Annotated in this window: 19 protein-coding genes; 12 read left to right on the top strand and 7 right to left on the bottom strand. The window is 66.0% G+C overall.

What is annotated here, in order from left to right:
* The first annotated feature begins 136 nt into the window (after window positions 1–136).
* Together HLH48_RS01550 and HLH48_RS01555 are read left to right on the top strand one after the other, a co-directional pair.
* Window positions 137–2,545, top strand: coding sequence for a TonB-dependent receptor (locus tag HLH48_RS01550; RefSeq protein WP_182995727.1), 2,409 nt, complete (start codon window positions 137–139; stop codon window positions 2,543–2,545).
* Window positions 2,546–2,734: 189 nt separating this feature from the next.
* Complete coding sequence (locus tag HLH48_RS01555; protein WP_264812321.1) at window positions 2,735–3,733, top strand: TonB-dependent receptor domain-containing protein; 999 nt, start codon at window positions 2,735–2,737, stop codon at window positions 3,731–3,733.
* 11 nt (window positions 3,734–3,744) lie between these two features.
* Here HLH48_RS01555 and HLH48_RS01560 read toward each other — a convergent pair whose 3' ends face one another.
* Window positions 3,745–4,236, bottom strand: coding sequence for a redoxin domain-containing protein (locus HLH48_RS01560; protein WP_182995728.1), 492 nt, complete (start codon window positions 4,234–4,236; stop codon window positions 3,745–3,747).
* An 86-nt stretch (window positions 4,237–4,322) separates the two neighbouring features.
* Here HLH48_RS01560 and HLH48_RS01565 point away from each other — a divergent pair, with 86 nt between their 5' ends.
* Window positions 4,323–4,946, top strand: coding sequence for a TetR/AcrR family transcriptional regulator (locus HLH48_RS01565; RefSeq protein WP_182995729.1), 624 nt, complete (start codon window positions 4,323–4,325; stop codon window positions 4,944–4,946).
* Between the two features lie 15 nt (window positions 4,947–4,961).
* On the opposite strand, the gene HLH48_RS01570 is transcribed toward HLH48_RS01565, so the two are convergent.
* Window positions 4,962–5,846: a LysR family transcriptional regulator gene (locus tag HLH48_RS01570; protein WP_182995730.1), complete on the bottom strand. Its 885-nt coding sequence runs from the start codon at window positions 5,844–5,846 to the stop codon at window positions 4,962–4,964.
* Between the two features lie 113 nt (window positions 5,847–5,959).
* On the opposite strand from HLH48_RS01570, the gene HLH48_RS01575 reads away from it, so the two are divergent.
* The 5 genes from HLH48_RS01575 to HLH48_RS01595 all read left to right on the top strand — a co-directional run bounded on the left by HLH48_RS01575 (window position 5,960) and on the right by HLH48_RS01595 (window position 9,769).
* A complete protein-coding gene (locus HLH48_RS01575) occupies window positions 5,960–6,640 on the top strand; it encodes a glutathione S-transferase family protein (RefSeq protein ID WP_246386651.1) in 681 nt (226 codons plus the stop codon).
* Window positions 6,641–6,666: 26 nt separating this feature from the next.
* Window positions 6,667–7,761, top strand: coding sequence for an alkene reductase (locus HLH48_RS01580; protein WP_182995731.1), 1,095 nt, complete (start codon window positions 6,667–6,669; stop codon window positions 7,759–7,761).
* Window positions 7,762–7,869: 108 nt separating this feature from the next.
* A complete protein-coding gene (locus tag HLH48_RS01585) occupies window positions 7,870–8,544 on the top strand; it encodes a peroxiredoxin-like family protein (RefSeq protein WP_182995732.1) in 675 nt (224 codons plus the stop codon).
* 34 nt (window positions 8,545–8,578) lie between these two features.
* A complete protein-coding gene (locus HLH48_RS01590; protein WP_182995733.1) occupies window positions 8,579–8,995 on the top strand; it encodes a carboxymuconolactone decarboxylase family protein in 417 nt (138 codons plus the stop codon).
* Between the two features lie 24 nt (window positions 8,996–9,019).
* Entirely contained in the window at window positions 9,020–9,769 is a 750-nt protein-coding gene (locus HLH48_RS01595; RefSeq protein WP_182995734.1) for an SDR family NAD(P)-dependent oxidoreductase, read from the top strand.
* Between the two features lie 98 nt (window positions 9,770–9,867).
* On the opposite strand, the gene HLH48_RS01600 is transcribed toward HLH48_RS01595, so the two are convergent.
* Genes HLH48_RS01600 through msrB form a run of 4 tightly spaced genes read right to left on the bottom strand, consistent with a single transcriptional unit; the run spans window position 9,868 to window position 12,244 of the window.
* Window positions 9,868–10,512, bottom strand: a complete 645-nt coding sequence (locus tag HLH48_RS01600) for an NrsF family protein (protein ID WP_182995735.1) — start codon at window positions 10,510–10,512, stop codon at window positions 9,868–9,870.
* Window positions 10,502–11,032 (bottom strand): sigma-70 family RNA polymerase sigma factor, encoded by a 531-nt coding sequence (locus HLH48_RS01605; RefSeq protein WP_264812315.1) that lies wholly within the window; start codon window positions 11,030–11,032, stop codon window positions 10,502–10,504. The genes HLH48_RS01600 and HLH48_RS01605 overlap by 11 nt, the downstream gene beginning before the upstream one ends.
* A gap of 29 nt (window positions 11,033–11,061) precedes the next feature.
* Window positions 11,062–11,766, bottom strand: a complete 705-nt coding sequence (gene msrA, locus HLH48_RS01610) for a peptide-methionine (S)-S-oxide reductase MsrA (RefSeq protein WP_182995736.1) — start codon at window positions 11,764–11,766, stop codon at window positions 11,062–11,064.
* Between the two features lie 13 nt (window positions 11,767–11,779).
* Entirely contained in the window at window positions 11,780–12,244 is a 465-nt protein-coding gene (msrB, locus tag HLH48_RS01615; RefSeq protein ID WP_182995737.1) for a peptide-methionine (R)-S-oxide reductase MsrB, read from the bottom strand.
* Window positions 12,245–12,397: 153 nt separating this feature from the next.
* Here msrB and HLH48_RS01620 point away from each other — a divergent pair, with 153 nt between their 5' ends.
* The 3 genes from HLH48_RS01620 (at window position 12,398) to HLH48_RS01630 (ending at window position 14,182) form a co-directional block, all read left to right on the top strand.
* Complete coding sequence (locus HLH48_RS01620; protein WP_182995738.1) at window positions 12,398–13,021, top strand: cytochrome b/b6 domain-containing protein; 624 nt, start codon at window positions 12,398–12,400, stop codon at window positions 13,019–13,021.
* The gene (locus HLH48_RS01625; protein ID WP_182995739.1) at window positions 13,018–13,767 is read left to right on the top strand and encodes a molybdopterin-dependent oxidoreductase; all 750 of its coding nucleotides are present in this window, start codon (window positions 13,018–13,020) and stop codon (window positions 13,765–13,767) included. The genes HLH48_RS01620 and HLH48_RS01625 overlap by 4 nt, the downstream gene beginning before the upstream one ends.
* Window positions 13,768–13,873: 106 nt before the next feature.
* Complete coding sequence (locus HLH48_RS01630; protein WP_182995740.1) at window positions 13,874–14,182, top strand: pentapeptide MXKDX repeat protein; 309 nt, start codon at window positions 13,874–13,876, stop codon at window positions 14,180–14,182.
* Window positions 14,183–14,252: 70 nt separating this feature from the next.
* Here the strand turns inward: HLH48_RS01630 and HLH48_RS01635 are convergent, their stop codons facing one another.
* Entirely contained in the window at window positions 14,253–16,091 is a 1,839-nt protein-coding gene (locus HLH48_RS01635; protein ID WP_408871441.1) for an ABC transporter ATP-binding protein, read from the bottom strand.
* Window positions 16,092–16,380: 289 nt separating this feature from the next.
* Between HLH48_RS01635 and nth the strand changes: the two genes are divergently transcribed.
* A complete protein-coding gene (gene nth, locus HLH48_RS01640; RefSeq protein WP_182995789.1) occupies window positions 16,381–17,022 on the top strand; it encodes an endonuclease III in 642 nt (213 codons plus the stop codon).
* The last annotated feature ends 10 nt before the right edge of the window (window positions 17,023–17,032 follow it).

Genomic DNA, 17,032 nt, shown 5'->3' on the forward strand with positions numbered 1-17,032 from the left:
TCTCTTTTATCCTTGAGGTGATTGCCCCGCCTTCGTAATTTCGATTTCGCACCGATCCGGAAGGCGATCTTTCGTCTTTTGCAGCAAGACCGGCACAGAGCGGGGGCGGGACGGACGAAATGAAAAGGATCGAGGAATGACGCATTTCTGCCGCACGCCCGGATTGCGGGGCCGGTTGCAGGCCATGACCTGCCTGGCAGGCGTGTTCTGTATCGTCACGGCACCGGGCCAGGGCGCCCGCGCGGCGACGCCCCACCAGTACCGTCATGCCTCGAACCCCGCCGGGCGGCCGGCCGCCACCACCCCCAGGGCCGCCGCGCCGACCACGCGGGCCCCCATCGTTCCGCGCCCGGTCGTCGTCGCCCGCGCCGCGACGGCGGAAGACATTTCGGTCACCTCGTCCCGCCAGGCGCTGAACGGCGGCGGCGGCATGATGCGGCTGGAAACGGCGCCGCATGCCGTGCAGACCGTCGCCAAGGAATATATCGACATGCGCGCGCCGACCAGCACGGCGCTGGACCTGATCAAGAACCTGCCCAGCGTCAGCGTCTCGACGCCCGACACCGCCGGCATGCAGGGCGGCATGATCCAGGTGCGCGGCCTGACCGACCTGGATATGGGGCTGATGGTCGACGGCGCGCCGGCGGCGGCGGCCAAATACATGGCCGAGGACATCGATTCGGAAAACCTGGAAGAGGTCAACGTCGCGCCCGGCAGTTCGGCAACCGACCTGCCCGTCATGTCCGCCGCCGGCGGCGTGATGGACGAGCGCAGCCACACGGCGGCGCAGAAATTCGGCGGGTTGATGGATTTCTCGTACGGCACCAACAACCTGTCGCGCGAATTCCTGCGCCTGGAATCGGGCGAGATCGGCCATAGCGGCGTGCGCAGCTATATCTCGTTCTCCAATACCCACAACCGGTCGTGGATGGGTGCCGGCATCAACGAGCGCCGCCATCTGGATTTCGGCCTCCAGAAGGACTGGCAGAACGGATCGACCGCCAGGCTGTTCCTGTCGTGGAACAACGAGAACTTCACCATCGACAATTACCCGACCGCGCAGGAATTCTACCAGTACAAGCATACCGGCCAGGGCTGGGGCCGCTCGGCCGACCCCAGGAACGACAATTACTGGGAGAACAGCAAGGATCACTGGAACCAGGTCTTCCTGACCGCGCCGGTGCATATCGTGCTGCCCGCGCGCCTGAGCCTGGACCTGCAACCCTATTATACCTTCGGCCAGGGCTGGGATGCCGCGCCCGCCAATCCGATCAGCAACGCCGACGGCACGCCCTATAGCGGCCCGAACCAGACCAGCTTCTTCCTGCAAAACGACACGCGCGGCGTGGGCGTGGTCACGAAGCTGAACTACCAGATAGACCCGCATAACGTGTTCTCGGTCGGGTACTGGTATGAAAATACCTATACCAACCAGTCCTACCCGTCCGGCAACACCAGGGCCAACGGCAACCCGCCCAGCCCGTGGTATCTGTACAAGACCGGCGACTTCACCTTCGGCCAGAATGCGGGCTACGAGATCCATTCGCTGTTCGTCCAGGATACCGCGAAATATCTGCAAGACCGGCTGGTGATCCATGCGGGCTTCAAGTTCGCGATGATCAATAGCTGGACCGCCAGCTTCGCCAACATCGACGGCACCAAGGTCAAGGGATCGGTCTGCGACAACAGCGACAATTTCCAGCATTGCAGCAACAACCGCACCGAGCCGCTGCCGCAACTGTCGATCGGCTACACCTTCAACGAGCATCACCAGATCTATATCAACGCCGAGGGCGATTACCGCCAGCCCAGCGCGGTGGATATGGGCTGGCTGCCGTCTGGACCGAACTTTCTGAAAAACCAGTATTCCATCAAGGAAGAGCTGGGATATCGCTATCACGACAAATACATTATCGCCGACCTGTCGCTGTTCAACTACAACGTCACGAACCGCATCGTGAACCAGTATATCGGCATGAACAGCTTCCTGCCCATGTCGATCGGCAACCAGACGATGCGCGGCTTCGACGCCATGATTTCGGGCCGGTCGATCCATGGCTTCAGCCCCTATGCGTCGTTCGAGTATCTGCACGCCACGCAGGACAGCAACGTGATGGACCCGGACGGCACGCTGATCCATTCCAAGGGCACGCAGGCGGTGATGGCGCCGCGCGTCATGGCGAATTTCGGCCTGACCTATACCTATAAGGGATTCTTCGCCAACGGCAGCCTGCACTATACCGGGCCGCAATCGGTCAGCATCGCCGGCGACCAGCGCATGCCCGGCTTTGTGACCAACACGCTGTCGCTGGGCTATCACTTCCCGGCCTTCCTGTTCGCGAAATCGCCGACCTTCCGCCTGAACTTCACCAACCTGACCGGATCGATCGTCCGCACCGGGCCGATGGGCGTGGTGTATCGCGGCAGCGACCTGAACAGCCACTATGTCTATAGCGGCAGCAACGCCCCCGCGCTGGGCTACGGCAATTCCTTCATGGTCGAACCGCGCTTCAGCATGACCGGCACCGTTTCGACGGCTTTCTGACCCGCGCTATCCGGCCCTCTCATGGAGGGCCGGCATGGCCCGACGCGACGCTGTCATGCCACGGCATGCATCATCGCTCATGCCGCGCGCCCCTCCAGGACGCGCCGGATCGTCCTGGCTGGCGGTTTGCCGAATGTTTCGGCGTAATAGGCTGCAAAGCGCCCAAGATGAAAGAATCAGCAGCCGCTGCTGGGAGAGGGGCCGCCGCGCAATCCGCTTGGTCCGTTCCACAACCCGTTCGCCGAGGAACTGGATGACCAGTTCAATGCCAACACGTTTCAGTTCTATTTGCAGGATACCTACGAGATACTTAAGAACCTGCATATTGCCTCCGGGTTTCGTTCCGCCATCCAGACGACACATGGCGGCGCCAAGCAGAACGACCCCGACCTGACCGGGCAGGACGCGCTACCCGATGGTTCGCTCACGGCGTCTAACGCGTTTCTTCCGCATTTTTCCATCAACTACCGGATCAATCAACATAACGAACTCTATCTGGACATTGCCGAAAACATGCGTGCGTATACGTACAACCCGTGGTTTCTTGGCAATGCGGCGCGTGGTCCGTGGGAAACCAACAGCAATTTCTGGAAAACAAGGATAATATCAAACCGGAAAGGACCTGGAACTATGTCATCGGCTACCGCTACGGAAGCGGGATCACCCCTTCAGCCGATCAGCACATTCGTCAATGCGGGACGTGAGGAGGTCAATGGCGGAGACGCGTCGGTTACAATCCGCCCCGTCTCGGGACTGGAAATTCTCAATACCGCCAGCTATGCGGACGCCGAGTATCGGGGCGATATCAATTATGAAGGCGCAAATGTCAGTTTGAAGGGAAAGAACCAGGTCGCGTATCCTCGTTTTATTTACAAGACCAACGCGTCCTATACCTACAGGAAGTTTCAGGTCAATTTCAATGCGACGTATACCGGCAGACGCCCGCTTTCCTATGTCAACGACGTGTATGTGCCGTCTTACTGGGTAGCGGGTCTTTCCAGCACCTATACGTTCGGGCGTGTCGGCTTCGCCCGGCATGTTCAGGTCAGTTTCGGCGTCACCAACCTGTTCAATTCCGCCTATATCGGAGGACTTGGCATTTCCGGTTTCCCTGTTTCGGGCGATTATCCTACGCTGTTCATCGGGGCGCCGAGACAGTATTTCGGGACGGTTTCGGCCCAGTTCTGATATTCGGGCGTTCAGCCCGGCAGGGATCGCATGAATGCCACCAGCCGGATCACGTCGCCGGGGACGAGGCGGCCTATGGCGCGGGTCGAATAGACCGCGTTCACGATCGTGCCGTCCGGCGCGAGGATGAAGCCGGTCGTTTCCAGAAAATGTCCGCGACCCGGGTGGCGCATGTCGTATGCGCCGGTACGCGCGACAATCGTCTCGACATCGGCTGAATGGCCGAGCGGGAACGGCCAGTTGTGCCGGGCGGCGAATGCGGCGGACGCGGCCTCGTCGTCGACTGAAAAGGCCATGACCTTGATCGCCGCCTGCGACAGCGCCTCCGCTGCATGGGCGAACGCCGCGATCTGCTCGTTGCAGAACGGGCACCAATGGCCACGGTACATCAGGACGACCCCGTACTCTCCGGCGAAATCGCGCGCGGGGTCAAGCGTGCCGCCGTCGACTTGCGGAATCGCGAGAGTCGGAAACCTGTCGCCGTTCTTGAGCTGGTTGGTCATGTGGTCCTCGGCAATATGGAACAAGGCGTCCAGCCATGCGATTTTCGTAGTGGACTGTCCAGTCCATTATGTGGAAGCATGAAGCCATGGACCGCGAGACCACGATCATGAACCGCCCCCTGACCCCGCGCGGAGCGGCGACGAAACGGCGTATCGTCGAGGCCGCCGCCGAACTGATCCATGCGCGCGGCGCGGAGCATGTGAGTCTGGACGATTTGATGGAGATCACGAACACCAGCAAATCCCAGCTCTACCATTATTTCGCGAACAAGGAGGCCCTGGTTCGCGACGTGATCGACCTACAGACCGGCCGCATCGTGGCGGCCAATGCGGCCTATCTCGGCGCGCTCGATTCCTTCACCGCGCTCCGTGCGTGGGGAGACATGGTCGTCGCGGCCTACCGGGCCGGCGGCGGCGTGGGCGGTTGCCCGCTCGGCTCGCTCGCCAACGAACTGTCGAGCCGGTCCGAGGACGCGAGGCTCCAGTTGAAGCAGAGCTTTTCGACCTGGGCCACGGTGATCGAAAACGGTCTGCGCCGCATGCGGCAGGATGGCCGGCTGCGCCCCGATACCGACGTCGGCGGGGTGGCCGTCGCCATGGTGGCGGCGGTTCAGGGGGGCATACTTCTGGCCAAGACGGCCCGTGACGCCCGGTCGCTGGAATGCGCCGTCGACATGGCGCTTGCCTATGTGGCGCGACACGCGGCGTAATGCCGTGGAAGCGGTTCAATCGGCCGATCGCATGATCCCTTCGACGAAGGTCGCGAACTGACGCGCCTTCGTGGTCATCATGTGCCCGGCGGGAAAGACCGCCCAGAGATCGATCGAGGGCAGCGACCAGGTCTTCAGCACCCTGACGACGGTGCCGTTCGCCAGTTCCGGGGCGAACATCCAGTCCGAGGCGATGGTCACCCCCATATCGGCCAGGACCGCCGCGCGCAGGCCTTCGGCGGCGCTGACGCGCAGGCGGCCGGTGACGGAAACCGACACCGCCGCGCCGTTGCGCGTGAACGACCATGCACTCGGCAACTGGCTGTAGACGATCGCCTCGTGATTCGCGAGGTCCGCCGGGCTTTGCGGCAGCCCCGCCCGCGCGAGATAGGCCGGCGTTGCCAGGACCGAGCGGCCGCCGGTGACGATTTTGCGGGCAACCGCCGCGGAGTCCGAGAGCACGCCCAGGCGCAGCGAGATATCCACGCCCTCGGCCACCAGGTCGATCAGGCGGTCGTCGAGAAGGATATCGACATCGAGATGCGGGTGCGCCGCCAGGAATTGCGGCAGCCTGGGAATGACATGCAGGCGCGCGAAGGTCGTCGCGGCGGAAACGCGCAGCCGCCCGGACAGGCCCGCCCCCGCGCCCTTCGCGGCGAGTTCCGCCTCGTCTGCCGCCTGGATGGCGATTCGCGCCCGCTCATAGAAGCTTTGTCCTGCCTCGGTCGGCGTCAGTTGATGCGTGGAGCGGATGAGCAGGCTGACCTGTAGCCGGGATTCGAGCTGCGCGACGGTCTTGGACACCGCCGGTTGTCCGACATTGAGGTGGCGCGCCGCCGCCGAGAACGAGCCGGTCTCCACCACCCGCACGAACGTCGCCATCGCCTGGTATCGATCCATGTCATTCCTCCCGGGAATGGCGTTTATCGCCTCGACGCACCTGCCATGTCGAGCGGTATGGCGACATGTCTTTCCCATGCCCGGATAGGCCGGGCCGGAAGGAAGACGTCTCGATGTCCGGTTCATCCATACCCGCGGCCGCCGGAGAAGAACGGCCGCTGCTCGATGTCCATGCGTTTGCGACGCCGAACAGCGTCAAGGTGCCGATCGCGCTTGAGGAGCTTGGTCTTCCCTATACGCTGCATGGCGTCAATGTCCGCCAGGGCGCGCAGAAGACGCCGGAGTTCCTGGCGCTCAATCCCAACGGCAAGGTGCCCGTCCTGGTGGATCGGACCGTGGAGGACGGCCCCTTCGTCCTGACGGAATCCGCCGCGATCCTCGTCTATCTCGCCGAGAAGACCGGGCGGCTGCTGCCGGGTGGCGGCGTGGCCCGTGCCCGGGTATTCGAGCAGCTTTTCTTTCACGCCTCCGGCCTGAGCCCGGCTTTCGGGCAATCAGGCTTCTTCCAGCGTTTCGCCGCCGAGCCGCAGCCGATCGCGATAGAGCGATTCTCCGGCGAGGCGAAACGCACCCTGGGCGTGCTCGACGGCGTGCTGGCGAACCGGCCATTCGTCGCCGGCGAGGCGTTCACCATCGCCGATATCGCCCATTTCGGCTGGCTGTGGCGGCGCGCCTTCGCGGGGGTGTCGTTCGACGACACGCCCAATGTCGCGCGCTGGTACGAAGCGATCGCGGCGCGTCCCGCCGTGCGGCGCGGCATTGCCCGCGTCGAGGCTCTCGTCCCGCAAGGCTGATATCCATTCCAGACAAGGAGCCCCTTATGTCCATGCTTTTCACGCCGTTCCGGGCGGGCGCGCTGTCGCTCGGCCATCGGGTCGTCATGGCGCCGCTGACCCGCCTGCGTTCGGAACCCGGCGACATGCCGGGGGAATTGATGCGCGAATATTATACGCAGCGCACGTCCCGCGGCGGGCTTATCGTCTCGGAAGCGACCCCCGTCGCGCCCGAAGGGTATGGCTATGCCGGCGCGCCCGGAATCTACGATGACGCCCAGATCGCGGGCTGGCGCACCGTCACCGACGCGGTGCATGCCCATGGCGGCAGGATCGTCCTGCAGCTCTGGCATGTCGGCCGCCAGTCCCACCACGATCTTCAGCCGGGCGGCGCGGCGCCCGTCGCGCCCTCCGCGATCCAGGCGGAAGGCTATGCCTATACCGCGAACGGCCCGGTGCCGTTTTCCATGCCGCGCGCCCTGGAACGCGACGAAATTCCGGCGATCGTCGCGCAGTTTCGCGACGGGGCCGCGCGCGCGAAGGCGGCCGGTTTCGACGGTGTCGAGATCCATGGCGCCAATGGCTACCTGCCGGACCAGTTCCTGCAGGATGGCACCAATCATCGCACCGACGAATATGGCGGCCCGATCGAGAACCGCGCCCGTTTCCTGCTCGACATCACGCAGGCGGCGATCGATGTCTGGGGGGCGGACCGCGTGGGCGTGCGGCTGAGCCCGAGCGGCACCTATGGCGAGATGTCCGACAGCGATCCGCAGAAAACCTTCGGCTATGTCGCGGAGAAACTGGACGGGATGGGCATCGCCTACCTGCATGTCGTCGAGCCGCGCATCAAGGGCACGGAATTGGTCGCCGAGAGCGACGCGGTCGCGGCCAGGACCCTGCGCGGCGTCTTCAGCGGCACGCTCATCGCCGCCGGCGGCTTCGACGGCGCGAGCGCGGAGGCGATCGTCCGGGCGGGCGACGCCGATGCGGTCGCGTTCGGGCGGTATTTCATCAGCAATCCCGACCTGCCGGAGCGCCTGCGACGCAACCTGCCGCTCGCCCCTTACGACCGCTCGACCTTCTATGGCGGCGGGGCGCATGGCTATGTCGACTATCCGCACGACGAAACCGTCGCCTGAAACGCCATTCCGGCGCGGAATGGCGGATAGTCGTCCGCGCCGGCATCCCCGGGACGACGGAGCGACCTACTCTTCGTCCCGCTACCACGATCAATGAAGGAAACGACGATGTCTCTGCAAGAAAATCTTGATGCATTCAAGGCTGATTTCGAAGCCGGCAGGCCGCCTTACAGCGTGCCGCACGCGGTGATCGAGGTCATGCATCGTGCCACCGCCGAACTGGTCGCGTCCGGAGCCGCCGAAAAGGCGCTGAAGGCGGGCGACAAGGCCCCGTCCTTCACGCTGAACGATCCGGACGGCAACCCTGTCTCGTCCGCCGAGCTGCTGGCGAAGGGCCCGCTGGTCGTCAGCTTCTATCGCGGCGTCTGGTGCCCCTATTGCAACATGGAACTCCAGGCGCTTGAAGCGGCGCTACCGTCGTTCCGCGCACTCGGCGCGAGCCTGATCGCCATCTCGCCGCAGACGGCGGTGAACAGCCGCAAGTCCGTGCGCCAGAACGACCTGGATTTCCCGATCCTGTCGGATACGCACAACGATGTCGCGGCGCGCTTCGGCCTGCGTTTCGCGCTGCCCGACTATCTGGTCGAACTCTACAAGAACCTGAAAAACGACCTGCCGGGATTCAATGGCGACGAGAGCTGGACGCTGCCGATGCCGGGCCGCTTCGTCATCGGCCGGGACGGCGTGATCCTCTATGCCGAGGTGAACCCGGATTACACGCGCCGGCCGGAGCCGGAAGACATGCTCCCGGCCCTGCGCAAGGCCTCGACCGTTACCGCCTGAGCCGAATCGAAACGTCGAACAGCAAGGACTTCAGATGACACCGAGAGAAAAAGGAAATGCGGCCACCCGGGCGCTGATGGGCTCCGAACAGTCCGCGCGCCTGGCCGCCGCGGCGGAATCCGATACGTTCGGCGCCGATATCGCGGGATACGCGGTCGATCATGTCTTCGGCGATATCTGGACGCGCGATGGGCTCGACCAGGCGCGCCGGAGCCTGATTACCATGACGGTCATGGTGGCGCTGCGGCAGCCGCACGAATTCGGCCTTCACATGAATTTCGCGCTCGATCACGGCATGCCGCTCCGGGAAATCGAAGAGGCGCTGATCCAGATGCTGCCTTATGTCGGCTTTCCCGCCATTTCGGGCGTCATGCCGGTGGCCACGAAAATCGTGGCCGAGCGCGGCCTGGACAAGAAGGCCGATTACGCGGGCCATCGCGGCCTGCTGTGAGCGTATCGTTCGAAGGAGCGAAACATGACGAAGCTTGAAGGAAAGGTCGCCGTCGTCACCGGCGGCAGCAGCGGACTCGGCCTGGCGATGGCCAGGCGGTTCGCCGAGGAAGGCGCGTTCGTCTACATCACGGGTCGGCGGCAGGGCGAACTCGACAAGGCGGCGGCGTCGATCGGCGGCACGGTCGCGGGCGTGCAGGGCGACGTTCAGCGGAGCGAGGATATCGACCGTCTGGTCGAGCGGATCCGGACGGAGAAAGGGCGGATCGACATCCTGGTCGCAAATTCCGGCATGGTCGCGCCGCAGCTTCTGGCGGATGCGACGGACGGGAATTTCGACACGACGTTCGGCGTCAATGTCCGGGGCGTGTATTTCACGGTCGATCGGGCATTGTCGCTGCTGGCGCGCGGCAGCTCGGTGATTCTCGTCTCCTCGATCGCCGCGAACAAGGGGGTTCCCGGCTATGGGACCTACAGCGCGAGCAAGGCGGCGGTCCGCAGTTTCTCCAGAACCTGGACGGCCGAATTGCTGGAGCGCGGCATCCGCGTGAATACGCTGAGCCCCGGCCCGTTCGATACCCCGATCATGGACGGGCAGGCCGACACGCCGGAGGGCCGGGACGCGGTGCGTGCCAAATGGGCCGCCGCCGTGCCGATGAAGCGGCTGGGCCGGCCGGAAGAACTCGCCGCCGCCGCGCTGTTCCTGGCCTCGGACGAGAGCAGCTATGTCGCGGGGATCGACCTGATCGTCGATGGCGGGGCTGCCGCGATCTGACTTGCGCGACCGCCGCGCCCGATACCGGCGCCGGCGATACGAAAACCCGGGGCAGGATCACGGATGCGCCATGCGGCGCATCCGTGACGGCCTGCCGTCTACCACCGCGTGAGCCACGGCAGGACCAGGCGCGTCGCAAGGGTGACGACGCCACCGGCCGACAGATACCATACCGCCAGATACAGCGGATCGTCGAACGGACAGGCCAGCGCGAAGGTCAGCGCGCCGAAGGCGGATGCGGCAATGCCCGCGGCCCAGGCCGTGCCGTGGGAATCGACCGGCGCGCCCCGCCTTGCCAGCAGGCCCAGCGCCAGGGCGAGGGGCAGGGACAGTTCCACGATCTTGCGCGCGCAGACCAGGCCGTGCGCCGGGTCCAGCCGGTGCCACAGAACGGCCGGCCCGCCGGCTTGCAGGGCATCGACCAGCCATCCCGCGCCCAGCATGAGGAACGCCACGCCGCCGACGATGCGCAGGCCGCGCCGCGGCGAGCGCGTCGGGCTGAGCGAGAGCAGCGCGGTGACGCCGCTGATGACCGCGACCGCCGCCAGGCCCGCGGTTTTCCACCAGAAGCTGGGCATGTGCATCGCATGCGGCATGTCCGGGCGCATCAGGCCCGCCGATACCACCCAGGCGATCTCGATGATGCCGAGGACCAGCAGAATGGTCGCGTCACGCCAGGGCGTCCGCCGCCTGACCGGACGCAGGTCGGTCGCGAGCCGGTCGATCAGGGGATCAGTCGACATCACTACCTCGCAATACCATGTCGTTCATCCGTCCCAGCCCACGGTGAATATTGACCTTGACCAGGGCAGCGGATTGTCCGGTGCGCCGGGCCGCTTCCTCGATGCTGAGGCCGTGCAGCTTCACCAGCCGGATGACCTCGGCCTGCGCCGGTTTCAGCATGCCAAGCAGCCGCTCCAGCGCATGGGCCGTCGTGATCTGCTCCTCATGATCGGGAATGGCCAGATCGTCCTCGATCGGCACCATGTCCACCCGGTTTTCGGCCCGCAGCCGGTCGATCCATTTATGGCGCGCGATCGCGGCCAGCCATGGCCCGAACCCCTGCGCCGGATCGAATGTGTGGCGTTTCTCATGCACCGCGAGCAACGTGTCCTGCACGGCGTCGTCGATCATGGAAGGCGGCAGCCGCCGTTGGAAGAAACGCTTCAACCACACGGCGGCCTCGGCCAGGACAAAGCGATAGGCGTTGGCGTCGCCCCGCTGGGCGGCCGCCATCCAGTGACTCCATTCGGCTTCCGTCACTCTCGCTCCTGTTGCTGCCGCCCCCGCCCCTACGGTTCGCCAGGCGTGGCGAGCGCCAGGATCGGGTGATCGCGATACTGTCCGCCATATAGCATCTTCAGCGTGTCGATCCGAGGGGTATCATAGGTTGCGATATAGGGATTGTCCGGGTGGCGGGCCGCGAAATTCTGGTGATAGTCCTCGGCCGGATAAAAGCCACGGTCCGGGACGACCTGCGTTGCGACCGGACGGGCGAAGACATGCGCGCCGTCCAGTTGCCGGATATAGGCGCGCGCCTCCGCCGCCTGTTCCGGCGTGCGCGTGAACAGGACCGAGCGATACTGGCTGCCGGTATCGGGAAACTGCGCATTCACCTGTGTCGGATCCAGCGCGACGGAAAAGAAGATGCGCATCAGCGCGGCGTAGCTGACCTGCGTCGGGTCATATTCGACCGCGACCGATTCCGCGTGGCCCGTATCGCCTTCGCCGACGGTCTCGTATTCGGCGGTGTCCCTCGCGCCGCCGTCATATCCCGCGCGCGTCGCGGTCACGCCGCGAATGTGCTGGAAGACGCTCTGGACGCCCCAGAAGCATCCGCCGGCGAAAATGGCGGTCGCATGATGGGTCGTCGCGGGGGCGTCCGCGACCACGGGCGGCGGCAGATGCGCGGCCAGCGGCGTTTCCGCGGCGTGGCACGCCATGCCGAGTGTCCCCATGGCAATGAGCGAGACGCCGAGTATTCCGGTGCGTGTCATGGTTCGGGTCCTTTCAGGCCGGGTGGAACGAGAGGGCGACGCCGTTCATGCAGTAGCGCAGGCCCGTAGGCGCCGGCCCGTCGTCGAAGACATGGCCGAGATGGCCGCCGCAGGTGGCGCACAGCACCTCGGTCCGGTCCATGCCGAGCGACCTGTCCGCGCGCTCCTGCACCGCGCGCGGCAGGGCGCGGTAGAAGCTGGGCCAGCCGGTGCCGCTTTCGAACTTGGTGCCGGCGTCGAACGCGGCGGTGTCGCAGCCGGCGCAGGCGAAGCGCCCGGGCCGATGCTCGCCCAGCAGGGGGCTCGACCACGGCATTTCGGTGCCGGCGCGGCGCAGGACGTCATATTGCGCGGGCGTCAGCAGGCGGCGCCATTCGGCGTCGGAATGCACGACGGCATAGGACGGCGCGGCGCGGCCGGCGCGCGCGGCCAGCAGGAACGTGGCCGAGGCAAGGCAGAACTGGCGGCGGGAGGTCATGAAACCGCTCCTTCACGATAACAGCATCGTCCGGTTCTTCGGCGCGCCGGGGCCATCGGTTACGGGCGGCGGCCGACAATCTTTTTGCGGGAGCCTGTAACCATTCGCGGGCGCCGGACGAAGGCACCGACATCATTGCCTGGAGGCCCGCAGATGCCCCGACCACGCCGCACGCCCACGCCTGTCATCAGGATCACCCACTGGATCGGCGCGCTGTCGATGCTCGCCATGATCGGCAGCGGGTGGCAGATCTACAATGCCTCGCCCATCCTGCCGTTCTCCTTTCCCTCCTGGATGACGCTGGGCGGATGGCTTGCCGGCGGGATCGCCTGGCATTTCGCGGCGATGTGGACGCTGATGGGCGCCGGATGCGTCTATCTGGCGCATGGCGTCGTCTCGGGCCATTTCCGGCGCGACCTGCGCCCGCAGGGCGCGCGCGCCATCGGGCGGGACATGGGCCTTGCGCTGCGCTTTCGGCTTTCTCACGCGCCGGGTCGGTACAATGCGGTGCAGCGCCTGCTCTATACGGGCGTGCTGATCGTGGCCGCCCTGACGGTGGCCTCGGGCCTTTCGATCTGGAAACCCGTGCAGCTTGGCTGGCTGACCTGGCTGTTCGGCGGCTATGACATCGCGCGCCGGATCCACTTCACGATGATGGCGCTGATCGTGGGGTTCCTGATCGTTCATGTGGTGCTGGCCCTGCTGGTACCGTCGACGCTGTTCGGCATGGTGTTCGGCCGCAGACCGGCCCCGCAGGATCCGGAGACGGTGCGATGAAGCGGCCGCAACTGGATCGAACGGCCATCGCGCCGGAATTGCGCCGCCTGGAACGCCGCCTGATGCTGAGGGGCATGGTCTCGCTCGGCGGGCTGTCCCTGCTGTCGGGCTGCGCGCTGGATGACGAACCCGCGGTCGAACGCGCGCTCGCGCGGGTGATGAGCCTGACCGACCGCGCGCAGGCGCTGCTGTTCAGCCGCCATCGCCTGGCGCGCGAATTCGATGCCTCGCGGATCACGCGTCCATTCCCGTTCAATGCCTATTACGGGCAGGATGACGTGCGGACGGTCGATCCGGCGCAATGGCGGCTTGAGGTATCGGGCCTGGTCGCGGACCGGCGCCCCTGGTCGCTCGCGCAGTTTCGCGCCCTGCCGCAGAAGCGGCAGATCACGCGCCATATCTGCGTGGAGGGCTGGAGCGCGATCGGCTGCTGGTCCGGCGTGCCGCTGTCGGTGTTCCTGAACCGGGTCGGGGCCGACCTGCGGGCGAAATACGTCGATTTTCACTGTTTCGACGATTATTCGACCAGCATCGACATGGCGACGGCCCTGCATCCGCAGACCGTCATGGTGCTGGATTTCGACGATCGCGGGTTGCCCGCGGCCTATGGCGCGCCGATGAAGGTCCGGATTCCGACCAAGCTGGGCTACAAGAATCCGAAATACCTGGCGGCGATCAGCGTCACGAACCGCTTTCCCGGCGGCTATTGGGAGGACCAGGGATATGACTGGTTCGGCGGATCGTAAAATAACGCGCGCCCTGTAACCTTCGGCCCCGCGCGGGCGAAGAACAGGACAGTGAGGCGGAAAGGTCCGTCTCCGCACGGACTTTTTTCAATCAGGGAGAATCGCTATGTCCATTCGTCATTTCATGTTCGCGGCCGCGCTGGTGTCCAATGTCGCCATCGCCGGCGCGGCGGTCGCGCAGGATGGCATGTCGCACGGCGCCATGGCGCATGACGGCATGTCCAAGAGTGCCATGGCGCACGACAAGATGGCGCCGAACGCCATGTCCGGCGGCAATATGGGGAAACATGCGGAGGCCGCCCGCCACGGCATGGAGAAGAATGCGATGTCCAAGGATACGATGTCCAAGGGCACGATGGGGCATGGCGGCATGATGGCGCCGCCGCATGACGACGGCATGTCCAAGCCCAACTGAGGCGTGCCGGGTCATCCGGCGGGCAGCCGCCGGATGACGGGGATGGCGGGGGATGGGGGCCGGAAGGCCCCTACCCGTCCAGCGACTGCAATTCGAACAATCGCCGATACAGCCCGCCCTCGTGCGTCACTAGGTCCGTGTGCGACCCGTCTTCGAGCAACGTGCCGTGGGCGAAGACCAGGATGCGGTCCAGGCCGACGACGGTGGACAGGCGGTGGGCGATGACCAGGACCGTGCGGCCGACCATCAGCCGCTCCATGGCGTCCTGCACCAGGATTTCCGATTCCGAATCCAGGCTGGAGGTGGCCTCGTCGAAGATCAGGATCGGGGCGTTGGCCAGGAAGGCACGCGCGATGGCCACGCGCTGGCGCTCGCCGCCCGACAGCTTGACGCCGCGTTCGCCGACCATGGTGGCGTAGCCCTTGGGCAGGCGGTCGATGAAGCCCGCCGCGTTGGCCTGGCGCGCCGCCTCCTCGATGTCCGCCATCGAGGCGCCGGGGCGGCCATAGGCGATGTTCTCGGCCAGCGAGCGATGGAACAGCACCGGTTCCTGCTGCACGATCGCGATCTGCGACCGCAGGCTTTCCTGCGTCACGGTGGCGATGTCGATGCCGTCGATCAGGATCTGGCCCGAGGTCACGTCATACAGCCGCTGCAACAGCTTGATCAGCGTGGTCTTGCCCGAGCCGGAGGGCCCGACCAGCGCGACGCGGCTGCCGGCGGGGATGTCGATCGACAGGTCATGGAACAGCGGCCGGGCCTGCGCCCGGTAGCCGAACCCGACACGATCGAAGCGGATGGCGCCGTGCGTCACCCGCAGCGTGCCGGCCGCCGGCCGGTCCGCCACGCCCAGCGGCAGGCGGTAGATGGCGACCAGTTCCTCCATCTCGTTCACCGAGCGCTGGACCATGGAGATCTGCTGGCCGATATCGCGCAGGTAGCCCTGCACCAGGAACACCATCGTCAGCACATAGGCCACGTCGCCCGGGCCGGCCCGGCCGCGCCACCACAGCGCCAGCACCGCGCCGATCAGCAGCACACGCATGACCAGGGCCGCCAGGTTCTGCAGATTTCCCGAATTGGTGCCCCGGATCCACGACCGTTCCGTCCGCACCTGCCAGCGGGCCAGGATGCGCGACAGGTGCGCGTCCTCGCGCCGTTCGGCGCCGAATGCCTTGACGACGGAATTGCAGGTGACGGCATCGGCCAGCGCGGCGCCCATCCGGGTGTCCCACCGGTTGGCCAGCCGGGCCGAGGGCGCGACATAGCGCAGGGTCAGCGCGGTGGACATCACCACCAGCAGGATCGCGCTGACCCCCAGCAGCAGGCCCATCGACGGCCAGTGCGCCGCCAGCACCACGGTGGTCGCCGCCAGGACCAGCACGCTGGGCAGCAGCATCAGCATCAGCGTGTCGGCCAGCGTATCGGTGGCCCACATGCCGCGCGTCAGCCGGCGCACGGTCGAGCCCGCGAAATTATTGCCGTGCCAGTCGGTCGAAAAACGCTGGACGCGGGCAAAGGCGCTCTCGGCGATGCCGCGCATGGTGCGCGCGGTCAGGTGCGTGATGCCCAGATAGGACATGCGGCGGCCGGCCACCCCCAGCAGGCCCAGCAGCACCAGGCCGCCGACCAGCCACAGCACGCCGCGCCGGGCGGCCTCCATCGAGGGGGTGGCGACCCCGCCGCCGGCGGCGCGGGAGACGTCATCCACCATCCATCCGGCGAGCAATGGCGTGACCACGTCGGCCACCGTCGCCACCGAGACGCCCGCCAGCGTCCAGGCCAGCGCGCCGGGGTGGCGCAGCCAGCGACGGATCACGAAATCCAGCACTTCGGCGAATTCGTTGCGCGCCGGGCGATCCTGGCCCGGCGCGGCGTGTAGGTCTGTCATGATGCTCCGGCCGGTCATGCCGGCCATCCTCAGTGCGTCGGCCCCAACCGCGGCGACGGCGCAGGCCGTCGCGTGCCGCGCGGCGCGCGCCCGCGCCGTGCGATGGGCATTCTGATCTTGTCCCGGTTTTCGGGCCGAACTATCGCCGCGCCGCCTTTGGAACGCAAGATGGCGCGGCCGGCCGACGCCGCGAACGATTTACAGACGGCGCCAACCGGCCGAAAACGGACCGCCCCATCCCACCATCTTCCGCAGAGACGGCATGACCCGCACCCCGACTGGCCGCCCCGCCGGCGCCCGCCGCCGCATGACGCTGAAGGAAGCCGAACGCTTCATCACCCTGCTGGCCGAAGCCCACCCCAATGCGGAAAGCGAACTGGATTTCGTCGACGATTACACGCTGCTGGTCGCCGTCGCCTTGTCCGCCCAGGCCACCGACGCGTCGGTCAACCGCGCGACCAAAGGGCTGTTCCGCGACGCACCCACCCCGGCCGCCATGGTGGCGCTGGGCGAGGAGGCGGTCGGCACGCATATCCGGACCATCGGCCTGTGGCGCACCAAGGCCCGCAATGTCGTCGCCCTGTCGCAGGCGCTGCTGGACCGGCATGGCGGCCAGGTGCCGCATGACCGCGCGGCGCTGGAGGCGCTGCCCGGCGTGGGCCGCAAGACCGCGAACGTGGTGATGAACGTGGCCTTCGGCGACAGTACCATGGCCGTCGATACCCATATCTTCCGGATCGGCAACCGCACCGGCCTGGCCCCCGGCAAGACACCCCGCGCGGTGGAAGACCAACTGGTGGCCCGCATCCCCGCCCCGATGCTGCGCCCGGCGCATCACTGGCTGATCCTGCACGGACGCTATGTCTGCAAGGCGCGGCGCCCGGAGTGCTGGCGGTGCCCGGCGACCGAGCCCTGTCAGTATACGGGGAAGGTGCTGATCGCACCGTAAGGCTGTTCGT

This window comes from Gluconacetobacter sacchari (assembly GCF_014174255.1).
Classification (GTDB): Bacteria; Pseudomonadota; Alphaproteobacteria; order Acetobacterales; family Acetobacteraceae; genus Gluconacetobacter; species Gluconacetobacter sacchari.

Excerpts from the sequence above, each read along its gene's own strand:
- HLH48_RS01550 (WP_182995727.1), top strand. The coding sequence starts at position 137 with ATGACGCATTTCTGCCGCACGCCCGGATTGCGGGGCCGGTTGCAGGCC.
- HLH48_RS01560 (WP_182995728.1), bottom strand. The coding sequence starts at position 4,236 with ATGACCAACCAGCTCAAGAACGGCGACAGGTTTCCGACTCTCGCGATT.
- HLH48_RS01565 (WP_182995729.1), top strand. The coding sequence starts at position 4,323 with ATGGACCGCGAGACCACGATCATGAACCGCCCCCTGACCCCGCGCGGA.
- HLH48_RS01570 (WP_182995730.1), bottom strand. The coding sequence starts at position 5,846 with ATGGATCGATACCAGGCGATGGCGACGTTCGTGCGGGTGGTGGAGACC.
- HLH48_RS01575 (WP_246386651.1), top strand. The coding sequence starts at position 5,960 with ATGTCCGGTTCATCCATACCCGCGGCCGCCGGAGAAGAACGGCCGCTG.
- HLH48_RS01580 (WP_182995731.1), top strand. The coding sequence starts at position 6,667 with ATGTCCATGCTTTTCACGCCGTTCCGGGCGGGCGCGCTGTCGCTCGGC.
- HLH48_RS01585 (WP_182995732.1), top strand. The coding sequence starts at position 7,870 with ATGTCTCTGCAAGAAAATCTTGATGCATTCAAGGCTGATTTCGAAGCC.
- HLH48_RS01590 (WP_182995733.1), top strand. The coding sequence starts at position 8,579 with ATGACACCGAGAGAAAAAGGAAATGCGGCCACCCGGGCGCTGATGGGC.
- HLH48_RS01595 (WP_182995734.1), top strand. The coding sequence starts at position 9,020 with ATGACGAAGCTTGAAGGAAAGGTCGCCGTCGTCACCGGCGGCAGCAGC.
- HLH48_RS01600 (WP_182995735.1), bottom strand. The coding sequence starts at position 10,512 with ATGTCGACTGATCCCCTGATCGACCGGCTCGCGACCGACCTGCGTCCG.
- msrA (WP_182995736.1), bottom strand. The coding sequence starts at position 11,766 with ATGACACGCACCGGAATACTCGGCGTCTCGCTCATTGCCATGGGGACA.
- msrB (WP_182995737.1), bottom strand. The coding sequence starts at position 12,244 with ATGACCTCCCGCCGCCAGTTCTGCCTTGCCTCGGCCACGTTCCTGCTG.
- HLH48_RS01620 (WP_182995738.1), top strand. The coding sequence starts at position 12,398 with ATGCCCCGACCACGCCGCACGCCCACGCCTGTCATCAGGATCACCCAC.
- HLH48_RS01625 (WP_182995739.1), top strand. The coding sequence starts at position 13,018 with ATGAAGCGGCCGCAACTGGATCGAACGGCCATCGCGCCGGAATTGCGC.
- HLH48_RS01630 (WP_182995740.1), top strand. The coding sequence starts at position 13,874 with ATGTCCATTCGTCATTTCATGTTCGCGGCCGCGCTGGTGTCCAATGTC.
- HLH48_RS01635 (WP_408871441.1), bottom strand. The coding sequence starts at position 16,091 with ATGACCGGCCGGAGCATCATGACAGACCTACACGCCGCGCCGGGCCAG.
- nth (WP_182995789.1), top strand. The coding sequence starts at position 16,381 with ATGACGCTGAAGGAAGCCGAACGCTTCATCACCCTGCTGGCCGAAGCC.